At 72.1% G+C, this 15753-nt stretch carries 12 protein-coding genes; 9 read left to right on the top strand and 3 right to left on the bottom strand.

Annotated features, from left to right (window positions below; all coding sequences use genetic code 11):
• The first annotated feature begins 3 nt into the window (after nucleotides 1–3).
• Both G412_RS0120380 and G412_RS0120375 read left to right on the top strand, forming a co-directional pair.
• Nucleotides 4–798 carry a TIGR04222 domain-containing membrane protein gene (locus G412_RS0120380; RefSeq protein WP_028813696.1) on the top strand — a complete coding sequence of 265 codons (795 nt, stop codon included), beginning with the start codon at nucleotides 4–6 and terminating at the stop codon, nucleotides 796–798.
• Nucleotides 799–884: 86 nt separating this feature from the next.
• Entirely contained in the window at nucleotides 885–2489 is a 1605-nt protein-coding gene (locus G412_RS0120375; protein ID WP_028813695.1) for an alpha/beta hydrolase, read from the top strand.
• 124 nt (nucleotides 2490–2613) lie between these two features.
• Here the strand turns inward: G412_RS0120375 and hemQ are convergent, their stop codons facing one another.
• Nucleotides 2614–3345 (bottom strand): hydrogen peroxide-dependent heme synthase, encoded by a 732-nt coding sequence (hemQ, locus tag G412_RS0120370; RefSeq protein ID WP_028813694.1) that lies wholly within the window; start codon nucleotides 3343–3345, stop codon nucleotides 2614–2616.
• 4 nt (nucleotides 3346–3349) lie between these two features.
• Nucleotides 3350–4882, bottom strand: a complete 1533-nt coding sequence (hemG, locus tag G412_RS0120365; RefSeq protein WP_341860596.1) for a protoporphyrinogen oxidase — start codon at nucleotides 4880–4882, stop codon at nucleotides 3350–3352.
• 26 nt (nucleotides 4883–4908) lie between these two features.
• On the opposite strand from hemG, the gene G412_RS35315 reads away from it, so the two are divergent.
• Nucleotides 4909–5916 carry a DUF4349 domain-containing protein gene (locus tag G412_RS35315; RefSeq protein WP_078607194.1) on the top strand — a complete coding sequence of 336 codons (1008 nt, stop codon included), beginning with the start codon at nucleotides 4909–4911 and terminating at the stop codon, nucleotides 5914–5916.
• A gap of 33 nt (nucleotides 5917–5949) precedes the next feature.
• A complete protein-coding gene (locus G412_RS0120355) occupies nucleotides 5950–7332 on the top strand; it encodes an FAD-dependent oxidoreductase (RefSeq protein ID WP_037649326.1) in 1383 nt (460 codons plus the stop codon).
• Nucleotides 7333–7989: 657 nt separating this feature from the next.
• Here G412_RS0120355 and hemE read toward each other — a convergent pair.
• Complete coding sequence (gene hemE, locus G412_RS0120350) at nucleotides 7990–9069, bottom strand: uroporphyrinogen decarboxylase (RefSeq protein ID WP_028813691.1); 1080 nt, start codon at nucleotides 9067–9069, stop codon at nucleotides 7990–7992.
• Between the two features lie 90 nt (nucleotides 9070–9159).
• Between hemE and G412_RS0120345 the strand changes: the two genes are divergently transcribed.
• The 5 genes from G412_RS0120345 to G412_RS0120325 all read left to right on the top strand — a co-directional run bounded on the left by G412_RS0120345 (nucleotide 9160) and on the right by G412_RS0120325 (nucleotide 15719).
• Entirely contained in the window at nucleotides 9160–9831 is a 672-nt protein-coding gene (locus G412_RS0120345; protein ID WP_028813690.1) for a DUF3000 domain-containing protein, read from the top strand.
• A 232-nt stretch (nucleotides 9832–10063) separates the two neighbouring features.
• Nucleotides 10064–10726, top strand: coding sequence for a helix-turn-helix transcriptional regulator (locus G412_RS0120340; protein ID WP_028813689.1), 663 nt, complete (start codon nucleotides 10064–10066; stop codon nucleotides 10724–10726).
• A 178-nt stretch (nucleotides 10727–10904) separates the two neighbouring features.
• Nucleotides 10905–12185: a ribonuclease D gene (locus G412_RS0120335; RefSeq protein ID WP_028813688.1), complete on the top strand. Its 1281-nt coding sequence runs from the start codon at nucleotides 10905–10907 to the stop codon at nucleotides 12183–12185.
• Between the two features lie 181 nt (nucleotides 12186–12366).
• Entirely contained in the window at nucleotides 12367–13593 is a 1227-nt protein-coding gene (locus G412_RS0120330) for a thiolase family protein (protein ID WP_028813687.1), read from the top strand.
• Nucleotides 13590–15719: a 3-hydroxyacyl-CoA dehydrogenase NAD-binding domain-containing protein gene (locus G412_RS0120325; protein ID WP_028813686.1), complete on the top strand. Its 2130-nt coding sequence runs from the start codon at nucleotides 13590–13592 to the stop codon at nucleotides 15717–15719. The genes G412_RS0120330 and G412_RS0120325 overlap by 4 nt, the downstream gene beginning before the upstream one ends.
• Nucleotides 15720–15753: the final 34 nt, after the last annotated feature.

Below are 15753 nucleotides of genomic sequence, written 5' to 3'. Positions count from 1 at the left end.
GCCATGTTCTGGGTTCTTTTCCTCATCGTGGCCTGTGTCGCGGCCGCGGTCTCCTGCGCCCGGCTCTGCCTCGCCGCTTCCGTCGCCGCCGGCCACCCGGAACGGCCCGTGGACGCCGCACGGCCCGCGCCCGCGCCCCAGGATTACGAACTGAGCCTCTACGAGACGGCGTTCCTCGCCGGCGGCCCGGTGAGAGTCGCGGACCTGGCCCTCGTGTCGATGCACCGCCGCCGCCGGCTGCTGCTCGCGCACACCGGCTGGGCGACCGTCGTCGTCGACCCACGGGGCGAGGACGATGTGGAGCGCTCGGTGCTGGGCGCAATCGGCCCGGCCGGCCAGTCCCCGGTAGCGGCGATACGTACCGCCACGACCACCGCCGACGCCGTACGGGCCGTGGCCGACCGCCTGGTCTCCGCGGGCCTCGCCGTCCCCGACGCCGTACGCGCCCCCCTCACCTCCGCCGTACGGTCCGTGCGGGCCGCGACCCTGCTCGTCCTGGCCCTGGCCGCCGCGTCCCTGCTGCTGCCGGGCCAGGAGCAGGCCGCGGGCCGGGGCCTGGTCGCCGCCTGGTTCGCGCTCCCGCTCGGCCTCAGCCTGGGCTGCCTCGCCATCGCCCGGTTCGAGATCCATACGTACACCGGCTGGGCCTCCCCCGCCGGCCGGCGGGTGCTCGACGCGCTCGCGCCCGGCCACCGCACCGGGGAGCGCGCGTTCCTGACCGCCGTCGCCCGTCTCGGCGTACGCGCTGTCGACGATCCGCACCTGCGTGCCGCCCTCGCGGCTCGTCGGGGTCATTGACCCCGACACCGCCCACCGGTGCTTTACTTCGCCAACTCCCCCGCCAAGTATCCCTTTTGTCCTGCACCGCACGCGAAGGGAACGCGATGAGAGCACTGGCCATGTACGGGACCCTGGCGTCCGTCGGCTCCCTGGTCCTGACCGCCCTCGTCGCCGCCCCCGCCGGCAGCGCCGAGTCCGCCGCCTCCCCCGAGGCCCGCGGCACCGCGCTCGCCGCCCACCGCGCGGCCGCCGCCGGCATCGCCTTCGGCGCCTGCCCCGCGTCCGAGGGCCTGCCCAAACACGTCAGGTGCGGCACGGTCAAGGTCCCCCTCGACTACGCCGACCCCGGTGGCCGCCAGATCTCACTGACCGTCAGCCGCGCCCGCGCGACCGGGAAGCCCGCCGCACGCCAGGGCGCGCTCGTCTACAACCCCGGCGGCCCCGGCGCGTCCAGCATGTTCTTCCCGATGGCGGGCGTCCTGCCCGAGTGGAAGCGGATCGGCGCGGCGTACGACCTCGTCGGCTACGCACCGCGTGGCGTCGGCCGCTCGGCCCCGCTGTCCTGCCAGAAGCCGTCGGAACTCGTCCAGGCGCCCAGCCATGCCCCGGCGCACCCTTCCTCCGCGTACAAGGAGGAGCGGAAAGCCCGCGCCAAGGCGTACGCCGACGGCTGTGCCCGCACGGCGGGCAGCGCGCTGCGCCACTACACGTCGCTCAACAACGCCCGCGACCTGGACGTGCTGCGGGCGGCGCTCGGCGAGAGGAAGCTGACCTTCATGGGCGCGTCGTACGGCACCTACTTCGGCGCGCTGTACGCGACGCTCTTCCCCTCCCACGTACGCCGCATGGTCTTCGACTCGGCGGTCAACCCCGCCCCCGGACAGATCTGGTACCGCAACAACCTCGACCAGTCGCTCGCCTTCGAGGGGCGCTGGAAGGACTTCCGCACCTGGGTCGCCAAGCACGACAGGACGTACCACCTGGGCGCCACGCCCGAAGCGGTCCTCGCCAGCTACGAGAAGGTGCGCGCGGGGCTCTCCCGCAAGCCGGCGGGCGGCAGGGTGGGCACCGCCCAGCTCCAGTCGGCGCTGCTCAGCGCCGGTTACTACGACGACTACTGGGCGATGCGCGCCACGGCCCTGTCGGAGTACCTGAAGGGCAACCCGAAGCCGCTGATCGAGCAGGCGTCACCGAGGCCCGAGTCTGCGAAGGACGACGAGAACAGCAAGGCCGTCTACACCGCCGTCGAGTGCAATGACGCGCCCTGGCCGACCGAGTGGTGGGTGTGGGACCGCGACAACAGCCTGCTCGCGGAGCGCGCGCCCTTCGAGACGTGGGCGAACGCGTGGATGAACCTGCCGTGCGCGTACTGGAGCGCTCCGCGCCAGGAGCCCCTGGACGTCGGTACGCGGCCGGGTGAGCTGCCCCCGACGCTGATCCTGGCCGCCGAGCGGGACGCGGCGACGCCGTATCCGGGCGCGCTGGAACTTCAGCGGCGGCTGGCGGGCTCCGCGCTGGTCACGGAGCGGGACGCGGGGACGCACGGTATCGGCGGCGGCGCGAACAAGTGCGTCAACGGTCACCTGGAGACGTATCTCCTGACCGGTCGGACGCCGGTGCGGCGCGCGCAATGCGCGCCGCACCGGGAGCCGAACCCGGTGTCGCTGGACAAGCGGGCAGTGGCGAAGAAGCCTGCGCCCACCGTCTGATCTTCCGGGTCGGGGGTGGCGGGCCGCCGCTCAGGCGAGCCCGGCCACCAGGTCTGCGACCGACTTGCGCCGACCAGTGCCGCATCTCCCGGAGGACACCCCCCGGACCCCCGGCCGAAGGGCGTCACGCGAGCCCGGCGACCAGATCCGCGACCGACTTACGCCGACCAGTGTAGAAAGGCACCTCTTCGCGCACGTGCATGCGGGCCTCGGAGGCGCGCAGGTGGCGCATCAGGTCGACGATGCGGTAGAGCTCGTCGGCCTCGAACGCCAGCAGCCACTCGTAGTCGCCGAGCGAGAACGAGGCGACCGTGTTGGCGCGCACGTCCGGGAAGCCGCGCGCCATCTTGCCGTGGTCGGCGAGCATGCGGCGACGGTCCTCGTCGGGCAGCAGGTACCAGTCGTACGAGCGCACGAAGGGGTAGACCGAGACGTAGTTGCGCGGCATCTCGTCGGCCAGGAAGGCCGGGATGTGCGACTTGTTGAACTCGGCGGGGCGGTGCAGCGCCATGTTCGACCAGACCGGCTCCAGCGCGCGGCCCAGCCGGGTGCGGCGGAAGAGGTTGTACGCCTCCTGGAGCTGGTCGGCGGTCTCCGCGTGCCACCAGATCATGACGTCCGCGTCGGCGCGCAGCCCCGACACGTCGTACGTACCGCGCACGGTGACGTCCTTGGCGGCGAGCTGGTCGAACAGCTCCTGCACCTCGTCCGCGTACCCGGCCCGGTCCTCGGGGAGGACGTCGCGCAGCTTGAAGACGGACCACAGGGTGTAGCGGATGACGTCGTTGAGGTCCTTGGCCTTCTTGCCGGCGTTCGGGCCTCGGGGGGATGTCACAGTCTCCGGAGCATCAGTCATGTCCCTATTCTCCCGCGCCCTGATCCGTGCCCCGCGCCGGGTCCGGGGTGAGCATGATCTCGTCGGCGGCGCGCCACCCGCTCGCGACGCACGCGGGGATGCCCACGCCGTCGTACGCCGCCCCGCAGACCCGCAGTCCGGGCAGCTTCGCGACTTCGCCACGCACCCGCGCGACCCGGTCGGGGTGCCCGACGGGGTACTGCGGCAGGCCGCCGATCCAGCGGGTGACCTCGGTGGCGACGGGCCGGGCGGCGAGCCCGGTGGCCGCCCCCAGGTCGCGCAGTGAGACCTCCACCAGCTCCTCGTCCTCGCGGTGCAGGTGGTCCTCCTCGCCGTAGCGCCCGATGGAGGTGCGCAGGACGAACAGGTCGGGCGCGGCGGCGTCCACCCACCCCCACTTGCGGGTCGAGAACGTCGACGCCTTGATGGTGCGCCCGTCCACGGGCGGCACGAGGAATCCGGAGCCCTCCGGCAGCGACGACTGCACGTCCCGGCGCCGGAAGGCCATGGTGACCAGGGCCATCGACGCGTACTCGACGGTGGCCAGTTCGGCGGCCGCGGCCGGTGACTCGGCGGCGAGCAGCGCGGAGGCGGCCCAGGCGGGGGCCGCGAGGACGACGGAGCCGGCCGTGATCACCCGCTCGTCGGTACGCACCTGCCAGCCGTCGGCGCCGCGCGTCAGCCCGAGCACGGGGGTCCGCAGCAGAACCTCGCCGCCCTTGGCCCGTACCGCGTCCGCGACGGCGTCGGGCAGGGTGCCCACGCCCCCCTCGATACCCATGAAGACGGGGCCGGTCCGCTGGTTCGCGGCGGCCCTGCGCTGGATCTCCCGTACGCCGTCGAGGAGCGAGTCGTACGTCCGCGCCGTCTCGAAGAGCTGCGGTACGGCGGCGCGCATCGAGGTGCGGTACACATCACCGGCGTACACGCCGCCCAGCAGCGGTTCGACCAGCCGGTCGACGACCTCACGGCCGAGGCGGGCCGCGACGTACTCGCCGAGCGCGATGTCGTCGCCGACCTCGGTACGTGCCAGCTCGTGGTCGCGCCGCATCCGCGCGAGGCCGTCGGCGGAGAGGACTCCGCCGAGCACCGACGGGTCGCCGGGCACGCCCATGACGTGCCCCTTCGGCATGGGGGTGAGCACGCCCCGGTTCCACAGCGACGCCGTGGCGGTGGCGGGCGGCTGGAGCCGGTCCCCGAGCCCCACCTCGCGCGCGAGGGCGACCGCCTCGGGCCGCCGGGCGAGCATCGACTCGGCACCCAGGTCGACGGGCACGCCCGCGATCTCGCCCGCCAGGAGCTTGCCACCGAGCCGGTCCGTCGCCTCCAGCAGGGTCACGCGCGCGCCGGCGCCGGCCAGCCGGTGGGCGGCGGCGAGCCCGGAGATGCCACCGCCGATGACGACGACATGGCCCGTACGAGATTCCACGTTCATGGGGTCCACTCTCTCAAACCCGGAACGAGTCCTGACCGTGACCGCTTCGGGACCGGAAACCGGCAACCCCCTCCGCCGCCCCGTACGTCGAACCCGCAACACCACAACGACGTTCGGGGGGAACCGACATGCGTGCAGCACGTACGTCCGGGCACCGGTCACTCAAGGTCCTGGCGGCCGCTCTGCTCACCGCTTCGCTCGCGGTCGGCGGATGCGGCGCGAGCGACAACGGCGCCGCCAGGGACAGCGCCCGGGGCGCGGCGGCCGACAGCAAGGGCGGAGGGCAGGGTGAGCGGGCGGCCGGCAGCGGCGCCGACACCGATGCGGCGGCCGGGACCGGGGCGGGGGCACAGAAACCCGCCGATCAGTCCGGGGCGAGGAAGCCACCGCTCGCCAGGGCCCACGTCATCCGTACCGCGACCCTCTCCGTCGAGGTCGAGAGCGCCACCAAGGCGCTGGCCACGGCCCGTACGGCGGCGGAGATCGCCGGGGGCGTCGTCGGCAACGAGACCACCGAGCGGATCGACGACAGCCACGTCTACTCGCGCATCGTGCTGCGCGTCCCGCAGGAGGAGTACGACGCCGTACTGAAGGAGCTCGCCGGCACCGGCAAGCTCCTCAGCCGCAAGGCCGACGCCAAGGACGTCACCGGCCAGGTGGTGGACGTGGACAGCCGCGTCAAGTCGCAGCGGACGAGCGTCGCGCGGGTGCGGGACATGATGGACCGGGCGACCGATCTCAGCGATGTGGTCATGCTGGAGGGCGAGCTGAGCACCCGTCAGACCGAGCTGGAGGCGCTGCTCGCGCAGCAGGCGTCGCTGAAGGACCGTACGACCATGGCGACCATCACCGTCGAACTCTCCGAGCCCGAAGCGAAGGAGACCGCGCGGGAGGACGACGACCCCGGTTTCCTGGACGCGCTCGGTGGCGGCTGGGACGCGTTCACCGCGACCCTGAAGTGGGTCGCGATGGGGCTCGGCGCGGTGGCGCCGTTCGCGGCGGCGCTCGCGCTGTTGTACGCCCTGTGGCGACTGCTGCGGGGCCGCCTGCCGCAGCGGGGGGGCACCGGTGCTCGCGCCCGCCGGGGAGCCGCAGGAGAGGCCGCGGCCGCAGGAGTAACCCTTAGCGTGTCCTGACGGCAGTATCCACTGACGAGGGGACGGACACGCATGGCAGCGGCGGAGCGACTGGTGGTCATCGGCGGCGATGCGGCGGGCATGTCCGCCGCATCGCAGGCCCGCAGGCTCAAGGGCCCGGACGAGCTGGAGATCGTGGCCTTCGAGCGCGGCCACTTCTCGTCGTACTCGGCCTGCGGGATCCCGTACTGGGTCGGTGGAGCCGTCCCGGACCGGGACGACCTCATCGCCCGTACACCCGAGGAGCACCGCGCGCGCGACATCGACCTGCGGATCCGCACCGAGGTCACCGGCATCGACGTGGCGGGCGGCCGGGTCCGTTCACGTGACCTCGAATCGGGCGCCGAGTCGTGGACCGGCTTCGACAAGCTGGTGGTGGCGACCGGCGCCCGGCCGGTACGCCCGCCCCTGCCGGGCATCGACGCGCCGGGCGTGCACGGCGTGCAGACCCTCGACGACGGCCAGGCGCTGATCGGCACGCTGGAGCGGACGAAGGGGCGGCGCGCGGTTGTCGTCGGGGCGGGGTACATCGGCGTGGAGATGGCGGAGGCGCTGGTCGGGCGCGGGTACGAGGTGACCGTCCTGAACCGGGGCGAGCAGCCGATGGCCACCCTCGACCCGGACATGGGCCGCCTCGTCCACGAGGCGATGAACGGCATGGGCATCACGACCGTCTCGGGCGCCGAGGTGACCAAGGTCCTCACCGGCGACGACGGCCGCGTCAGGGCGGTCGCCACGGACGGGGAGACCTACCCGGCGGACGTCGTGGTCCTGGGCATCGGCGTGGAACCGCAGACCACTCTGGCGCGGGACGCGGGCCTGCCGGTCGGCTCGTACGGCGGGCTGGTCACCGACCTCTCCATGCGCGTCGTGGGCCACGACAACATCTGGGCGGGCGGCGACTGCGTGGAGGTGCTCGACCTCGTCTCGGGCCGCCGGCGCCACATCGCGCTCGGCACGCACGCCAACAAGCACGGTCAGGTGATCGGGTCGAACGTGGGCGGCGGCTACGCGACGTTCCCCGGTGTCGTCGGTACGGCGGTCAGCAAGGTGTGCGATCTGGAGATCGCGCGGACCGGGCTGCGTGAGAAGGACGCACGGGCGGAGGGCCTGCAGTTCGTGACGGCGACGATCGAGTCCACGAGCCGTGCGGGGTACTACCCCGGCGCGTCGCCGATGACGGTGAAGATGACGGCGGAGCGGCGTACGGGGCGGCTGCTCGGCGTCCAGATCGTGGGCCGGGAGGGGGCGGGCAAGCGAGTGGACATCGCGGCGGTGGCTCTCCACGCCCGCATGACGGTGGAGCAGATGACGGCCCTGGATCTGGGCTACGCCCCGCCGTTCTCCCCCGTGTGGGATCCGGTGCTGATCGCGGCGCGCAAGGCGGTGGCGGCGGTGCGGGAGGCGGGCGCGTAGGGCCCGATGCCCTGCGGGGCTTTCCCGGCCGAAGACCGCCCGCCGGGGCTGGGGGTCCCCGCAGGGGCTGATGGTCCCCGCCGGGCTGGGGTCCCCGCCGGGCTGGGGTCGCCGCCAGGGCTGGGGTCCCCGCCCAGGCTCGAGGTTGCCCGCCAGGCTTGGGGTTGCCCGACAGGGCTGGATCGCCGCCCAGGCTCGAGGTTGTCCGACGGGCTGGGATCGCCGCCCAGGCTCGAGGTTGTCCGCCAGGGCTGGGGGTTCCCCGCCAGGCTTGGGGTTGCCCGCCAGGGCTGGAGGTTCCCCGCCAGGCTCGGGGTTGCCCGCCAGGGCTGGAGGTTCCCCGCCAGGCTTGGAGTTGCCCGCCAGGGCTGGGATCGCCGCCCAGGCTCGGGGTTGCCCGACAGGGCTGGGGGTTCCCGCCAGGGCTGGCGTCGCCGCCCAGGCTCGAGACCGCCCGCCAGGCTCGGGGTTCCCCGCCAGGCTTGGAGTTGCCCGCCGGGGCTCGGGCCGGCCCGCAGGGCCGCGGGCTCGCTGAGCGCGGCTCGTTGAGCCGCGCTCAGCGCGATCCAGCCCGCCCGGCGTTTGAGGGCGTCCAGGGGTCCGGGGGCTTGCCCCCGGTTCGGGAAGGGGCGGGTAGGGGAAAGCCCGCCGCAGGCGTCAGCCCTGGCGCGCCGCCGTGCGCGTGTGGACGTACTCCGTGAGTCGGGTCAGGGCGTCGGGGTCGGTCGTCGGCAGGACACCGTGGCCCAGGTTGAAAATGTGGCCTTCGAGGCCCGCCGCCGCGGCCAGCACCTCGTCGGTCTTCGCCATGACCGCGTCCGGCGTCGAGAAGAGGACGGCCGGGTCCAGGTTGCCCTGGAGCGCCTTGCCGGGGCCGACGCGCCGCGCCGCCTCGTCCATCGGGACGCGCCAGTCGACGCCAACGACATCCGCACCGGCCTCGCCCATCAGGCCCAGCAGCTCGCCCGTGCCCACCCCGAAGTGGATGCGCGGTACGCCGTACGACGCCACCGCGTCGAAGACCTTCGCGGAAGCGGGCATCACCGAGCGCGTGTAGTCGGCGGGGGCGATCGCGCCGACCCAGGAGTCGAAGAGCTGCACCGCGGACGCGCCGGCCTCGATCTGCACCTTCAGGAAGGCGCCGGTGATCTCCGCGAGCCGGTCGAGGAGATCGGCCCACAGCTGCGGGTCGCCGTACATCAGCGCCTTGGTGTGCTCGTGGTTGCGCGAAGGGCCGCCCTCGACGAGGTAACTCGCGAGAGTGAAAGGCGCGCCCGCGAATCCGATGAGCGGAGTGGACCCGAGCTCGCGCGTGAGCATGCCGATCGCCTCGGTGACGTACGCGACGTCGTCCGGGGTGAGGTCGCGCAGGCGGGCCAGGTCGGCGCGCGTACGGATCGGCTCGGCGATGACTGGGCCGACTCCCGGCTTGATGTCGAGGTCGATACCGATCGCCTTCAGCGGCACCACGATGTCGCTGAAGAAAATGGCCGCGTCGACGCCGTGACGGCGTACCGGCTGCAGCGTGATCTCGGTGACCAGCTCCGGCCGCATGCACGACTCCAGCATCGGGATGCCCTCGCGCACCTTCAGGTACTCCGGCAGCGAGCGCCCCGCCTGCCGCATGAACCAGACCGGCGTGTGCGGCACCGGCTCGCGCCTGCACGCCTTGAGGAAGGCCGAGTCGTACGTCTGGCTCTGCGGGCTGCCCACGGGGCGGCGGTCATTGGCACTCACGCCCAAATCTTCGCACGCGGGCCGAAGCGGTTGTCGCGGGGCGGGTGTCCTTCCCTGCGCGAGGCTCGCGTTCCGCCTACTCTTCCCCGCATGGCTCCGGCTCAGGGACGACTTTCGGATGAGGATGAGGCTGACGGCAGGGGCGGCGCGGGGGGCGACTCCGCCCCGCCCGCGTTCCGTCAGGCGGTCGAGGCCCTGCGCTCGGCGCGCCTGCGTCCCGAGGTGGAGGTGGACCCCACCCGCGCCCCCCAGCGACTCGCGCCGTACGCGTACGCGCTGGAGGCGGCTGTCGTGCACGGCGACGAGGACCTGGCGGACGGCCGGCTGGTGCTGCTGCACGACCCGGCGGGGCACGACGCCTGGCACGGAACGTTCCGGCTGGTGACGCTCGTACGGGCGGAACTGGAGCCGGAGATGGCGGCCGATCCGCTGCTTCCCGAGGTGAGCTGGTCCTGGCTGACGGGCGCGCTGGAGGCACGCGGTCTGTCGTACGCGGAGGCGAGCGGCACCGTGACGCGGGCCGGCTCGTACTACTTCGGCGGCCTGGCCGAGCGCAGGCCCGCCACGCAGATCGAGATCAGGGCGTCGTGGACGCCCCGCGAGGGGCGCGTCGGGGTGCCGGACACGGCGGCGCATCTGGCGGCCTGGTGCGATCTGTTGGCGCAGATCGCCGGGCTGCCTCCGGTGACCGGCCACGGGCCGGGTCCGGTGGACGCCGGTGTGGTGTCGCTGCCGCAGCGGCGGGGCCCGCAGGCGCCTTAGCAGGAGACGTGGGGGCGCACGGACGGGGGCGCGCCCCCTTTCGTGTGTCCTGGCCGCCAATTCTTCACATGATCGATCACTCGTCCGAATTGCCCGAATTGTTACTCACCAAATCGTGATCTTTCCCTAAAGGCGAGCGCCCCTGCTGCCGAAGAGGTTGATGACCCTTCAGCACGGTTCCCCCCGGCTTCACCCCCAGCCGGCGAGTTCCGCCACTCCCCCAGGAGGCCTGGTGTCCGTTCTCCTCGAGCAGCCCGCAAGCCTGGTCGCCTACCGCCCTAACAAGCCGACGGCCATGGTCGTCGTGGCCGACCCACGCGTCCGCTCCACCGTCACCCGCCATCTGTGGGCCCTTGGAGTACGTGACGTCATCGAGGCGTCGTCCATCGCGGAGGCACGCCCCCGCGTCGGCAGCCCGCGCGACATCTGCGTTGCCGACGTCCACCTGCCCGACGGTTCCGGGCTGACCCTGCTGTCCGAAACCCGCGCCGCGGGCTGGCCCAACGGGCTCGCCCTCTCCGCCGCCGACGACATCGGCGCCGTACGCAACGCCCTCGCGGGCGGCGTCAAGGGCTACGTCGTCACCGGTACGCGCAACAACATCGGGCACCCCACCCGCCCCGGCGCCGCCCCCATCGGCGCCGCGGCCGCACGAATGCACCGCCGCCCCCCGGGTGCCCCGAGCCACCCGGGCGGCTACCGAGAGCTCTCCGGCCGGGAGGTCGAGGTGCTCAGGCTGGTCGCGGAAGGCCAGTCGAACAAGGCGATCGGCGTCTCGATGGGGCTGTCCGCCCTGACGGTCAAGAGCCACCTCGCCCGCATCGCACGCAAGCTCGGCACGGGCGACCGTGCCGGAATGGTCGCGGTGGCCCTGCGAACCGGAATCATTCACTGACCGGTTCTTCCCCTCATGCGCCCGTCGGCGGAACGTTCCGCCGGCGGGCGCACTCCATTGCGGCGCCCGGAAAGGCCACATTCGGGAGACATCGGACCGCGACTGGTTTTCGCAGGTCACCCGCAGTTCCGAGCACGAGTGCAGGTCAGGCGTTCGCTCGTACAGATACCCTTTACACGTGACCGACGCCCAAGAGACCGCAGCAGAGCCAGACCTGCGAAACCCCGGGGGCGCCCCCCCGGTCGACGTCGAGACGGCGCCGATCCCCTTGTTGGAGCCTCGCGACGGCATTCCGCCGGTGGTTGCCTCGCAAGAGGCCCTCGATGAAGTCATCGCGGCTTTCGCCCGTGGCACCGGACCCGTAGCCGTCGACGCCGAGCGCGCGTCCGGCTACCGGTACGGGCAGCGCGCCTACCTCGTGCAGCTGCGCCGTGAGGGCGCGGGCAGTGCGCTGATCGATCCGGTCGGCTGCCCCGACCTCTCCGGCCTGGGCGAAGCCCTCGCCGGCAGCGAGTGGATCCTGCACGCCGCCACGCAGGACCTTCCGTGCCTGCGCGAAATAGGCATGACGCCGACGCGGCTCTTCGACACCGAGCTGGCGGGCCGGCTCGCGGGTTTCCCGCGCGTCGGCCTGGGCGCGATGGTCGAGTCCGTCCTCGGGTACGCCCTGGAGAAGGGCCACTCCGCGGTCGACTGGTCCACCCGCCCGCTGCCCGAGCCCTGGCTGCGTTACGCCGCGCTCGACGTGGAGCTGCTCGTCGATCTGCGGGACGCGCTGGAGAAGGAGCTCGACCGGCAGGGGAAGCTGGAGTGGGCGCGTCAGGAGTTCGACGCCATCGCGTCGGCCCCGCCCGCGCCGCCCCGCAAGGACCCGTGGCGCCGTACGTCGGGGATGCACAAGGTGCGCCGCCGCCGTCAGATGGCGATCGTTCGGGAGCTGTGGAACGCGCGGGACCGGATCGCCCAGCGGCGTGACGTGTCGCCCGGCAAGGTGCTGAGCGACACCGCGATCGTCGAGGCGGCGCTGGCCGTGCCGGCGAACGTACAGGCGCTGTCCGTGCTGCCCGGGTTCGGCCACCGCATGGGGCGCCGGCAGCTGGAGCAGTGGCAAGGGATCGTGGACCGCGCCAAGGCGCTGCCGGACTCGGAGCTTCCGCAGCCGGGTGCGGCAGTCACCGGCCCGCCCCCGCCGCGTTCCTGGGCGGACAAGGACCCGGCCGCGGCGGCCCGTCTGTCGGCCGCGCGGGCCGCTGTGTCCGCGCTCGCGGAGGAGCTGAACATGCCCCAGGAGAACCTGATCACCCCGGACACGGTGCGGCGGGTCTGCTGGGAGCCGCCGAAGGACGCGACGGCGGACGCGGTGGCGGCCTCCCTGGAGTCCTACGGCGCACGCCAGTGGCAGGTGGAGCTGGTGTCGCCGCTGCTGACCAAGGCGCTGGCCGTGACGGCCGCGACCTGAGCGTCCCCGAATCCGAGCCCCCGGCCGTGCTCGGCCGGGGGTTTCGTCGTGTGACGTTCGCCGCTCCGGCCGTGGGGGCTGGGCAGCTTGGTTACCCGCAAGTAGCATGGCGGTACGCAGCACCCCATGCGGCGTGCTGCAGTGCAGCAGTGCCACCCCGCACCCTGGAGGAGAGCCAATCGTGCCTCGTACCGTCAGGGATGTCGTCTTCGTCGACGGCGTCCGCACCCCGTTCGGCAAGGCGGGCCCGAAGGGCATCTACCACGAGACCCGCGCCGACGATCTCGTCGTGAAGGCCATCCGGGAGCTGCTGCGCCGCAACCCCGGCCTCGACCCCGCGAAGATCGACGAGGTCGCCATCGCCGCGACCACGCAGATCGGTGACCAGGGCCTGACCCTCGGCCGTACCGCCGGCATCCTCGCCGGGCTGCCGCAGTCCGTTCCGGGCTACTCCATCGACCGCATGTGCGCCGGCGCGCTGACCGCCGTCACCGCGACCGCCGGTTCGATCGCCTTCGGCGCGTACGACGCCGTCATCGCCGGTGGTGTCGAGCACATGGGCCGCCACCCCATGGGCGAGGGCGTCGACCCCAACCCGCGCTTCGTGTCGGAGAAGCTCGTCGACGAGTCCGCCCTGTTCATGGGCATGACCGCCGAGAACCTGCACGACCGCTACCCGAGCATCACCAAGCAGCGTGCCGACGAGTACGCCGTGCGCTCGCAGGAGAAGGCCGCCAAGGCGTACGCCGACGGCAAGATCCAGCAGGACCTGGTGCCGGTCTCGGTGCGCCGCACCGACCCCGCGGTCGGCGAGACCGGCTGGGGTCTGGTCACCGCCGACGAGCCGATGCGTCCGGGCACCACCCTGGAGTCGCTGGCGAACCTGAAGACGCCGTTCCGCGTCCACGGCAACGTCACCGCCGGTAACGCGGCCGGTCTCAACGACGGCGCCACCGCCTCGATCATCGCCTCCGAGGACTTCGCCCGCGAGAACGACCTCCCGGTGAAGATGCGCCTCGTCTCGTACGCCTTCGCCGGCGTGGAGCCCGAGGTCATGGGCTACGGCCCGATCCCGGCGACCGAGAAGGCCCTCGCGAAGGCCGGTCTGTCGATCGAGGACATCAACCTCTTCGAGATCAACGAGGCGTTCGCCGTTCAGGTCCTGGCGTTCCTGGAGCACTACGGCATCGCCGACGACGACGCCCGCGTCAACCAGTACGGCGGCGCGATCGCCTACGGTCACCCGCTGGCCTCCTCCGGTGTGCGTCTGATGACGCAGCTCGCCCGCCAGTTCGAGGAGCAGCCGGAGGTCCGTTACGGCCTCACCACGATGTGCGTCGGCTTCGGCATGGGCGCCACCGTGATCTGGGAGAACCCGAACCACAAGGACGCCGGAGGCAGCAAGTGAGCACGACCGTTGAGCTTTTGAAGGGTGCGGCCGAGCTGTTCCCGGACGAGGTCGTCACCAGCGCCCACGTACGGCACTTCGAACTGCCCGGCGGCGCCGGCCTGTTCGCGCTGATCACGCTGGACAACGGCTTCGACCACACGAAGCCGACCACCTTCGGACCGCAGTCCCTGGCGAACCTGAACACCGCCATCGACCAGGTCGAGAAGGAGGCCGCCGAGGGCTCCATCGTCGGCGTCGGTGTCACCGGCAAGCCGTTCATCTTCGCGGTCGGCGCCGACCTCAAGGGCGTCGAGCTGCTGAAGCGGCACGAGGACGCGCTGGCGATCGGCAAGGGCGGGCACGACGTCTTCCGCCGGCTGTCGGCTCTGGCCGTCCCCACCTTCGCGTACTACAACGGCGCGGCGATGGGCGGTGGCGTCGAGGTCGGCCTGCACTGCACCTACCGCACGGTCTCGGCCGCGCTGCCCGCCTTCTCGCTGCCCGAGGTCTTCCTCGGCCTCGTTCCGGGCTGGGGCGGCTGCGCGCTGCTGCCGAACCTGATCGGCGCCGACCGAGCGGTTTCGGTCATTATTGAGAACTCGCTTAACCAGAACAAGCAGCTCAAGGGCAAGCAGGTCTACGACCTCGGGATCGCCGACGCGATCTTCGAGGGCGCGGACTTCCTGGAGCAGTCGCTGATCTGGACCGCTTCCGTGCTGCGCGGCGAGCTTCAGGTCGTACGGCCGGAGATCGACCGCGGCGAGGCCTGGGATCAGGCCGTCGCGCGCGGCAAGGCGATCGCGGACTCCAAGGTGCACGGCGCGGCCCCCGCGGCGTACCGCGCGCTGGAGATCATCGCGGCGGCGAAGGACGGCGACCTGAGCGCCGGCTTCGACGCCGAAGACACCGCCCTCGCGGACCTGATCATGGGCGGCGAGCTGCGCAGCGGCATCTACGCCTTCAACCTGGTCCAGAAGCGCGCCAAGCGCCCGGCCGGTGCGCCGGACAAGTCGCTGGCGCGTCCGGTGACCAAGGTGGGCGTCGTCGGCGCGGGCCTGATGGCCTCGCAGCTCGCGCTGCTGTTCCTGCGCCGCCTGGAGGTGCCGGTCGTACTGACGGACATCGACCAGGAGCGCGTCGACAAGGGTGTGGGCTACGTCCACGCCGAGATCGACAAGCTGCTCGGCAAGGGCCGCATCAACCAGGACAAGGCCAACCGTCTCAAGGGCCTGGTCTCCGGTGTGCTGGACAAGGCCGAGGGTTTCTCCGACGCCGACTTCATCATCGAGGCCGTCTTCGAGGAGATGGGTGTCAAGCAGCAGGTGTTCGCGGAGGTCGAGGCGGTCGCCCCGGCGCACGCGATCCTCGCCACCAACACCTCCTCGCTTTCGGTGAGCGAGATGGCGTCGAAGCTCAAGCACCCCGAGCGGGTCGTCGGCTTCCACTTCTTCAATCCGGTCGCGATTCTCCCGCTCCTGGAGATCGTGCGCGGCGAGCAGACCGACGACGCCTCGCTGGCCACCGCCTTCGGCGTCGCCCGCAAGCTCAAGAAGACCGCTGTGCTCTGCAAGGACGCCCCGGCGTTCGTGGTGAACCGCATCCTCACCCGCTTCATGGGCGAGATCCAGAACACCATCGACGAGGGCACCCCGGTCGAGGTCGCCGAGAAGGCCGTCGAGCCCCTCGGTCTGCCCATGTCCCCGCTGGTGCTCCTTGAGCTGGTCGGCCCGGCCATCGGTCTGCACGTCTCGGAGACCCTGAACCGCGCCTTCCCGGAGCGCTTCACGGTGTCGCCGAACCTGGCGGCGGTGGTCAAGGCGGGCAAGCGCGGCTTCTACGTGTACGACTCGGGCAAGCCCGAGCTGGACCCGGAGGTCGCGGCTCTCCTCAAGCAGGGCGACACCGTCCTGACCGAGGAGCAGGTCCGCACCCGCGTCATGGAGGCCGTGACGCAGGAGATCGGGCTCATGCTGGAGGAGGGTGTCGTCGCCGAGGCGCAGGACATCGACCTCTGCCTGATCACCGGCGCCGGCTGGCCCTTCCACCTGGGCGGCATCACGCCGTACCTGGACCGCGAGGGCTACTCGGAGCGTGTGAACGGCAAGAAGTTCCTGCCGCAGGGCGTGGCGAGCGTCCCCGCGTAATCCCTGCTGTACGCGACTGAGCCCGGTACACCGA

It is taken from the genome of Streptomyces flavidovirens DSM 40150 (assembly GCF_000429085.1).
Classification (GTDB): Bacteria; Actinomycetota; Actinomycetes; order Streptomycetales; family Streptomycetaceae; genus Streptomyces; species Streptomyces flavidovirens.
The sequence above is the reverse complement of the archived record's forward strand: the minus strand, read 5'-3'. Positions and strand labels throughout refer to the sequence as shown.

What these genes read in the sequence shown, in the direction of transcription:
- G412_RS0120345 (WP_028813690.1), top strand. Translation starts at nt 9,160, where the DNA reads ATGGCTCCGGCTCAGGGACGACTTTCGGATGAGGATGAGGCTGACGGC.
- G412_RS0120355 (WP_037649326.1), top strand. Translation starts at nt 5,950, where the DNA reads ATGGCAGCGGCGGAGCGACTGGTGGTCATCGGCGGCGATGCGGCGGGC.
- G412_RS0120375 (WP_028813695.1), top strand. Translation starts at nt 885, where the DNA reads ATGAGAGCACTGGCCATGTACGGGACCCTGGCGTCCGTCGGCTCCCTG.
- G412_RS0120380 (WP_028813696.1), top strand. Translation starts at nt 4, where the DNA reads ATGTTCTGGGTTCTTTTCCTCATCGTGGCCTGTGTCGCGGCCGCGGTC.
- G412_RS35315 (WP_078607194.1), top strand. Translation starts at nt 4,909, where the DNA reads ATGCGTGCAGCACGTACGTCCGGGCACCGGTCACTCAAGGTCCTGGCG.
- hemQ (WP_028813694.1), bottom strand. Translation starts at nt 3,345, where the DNA reads ATGACTGATGCTCCGGAGACTGTGACATCCCCCCGAGGCCCGAACGCC.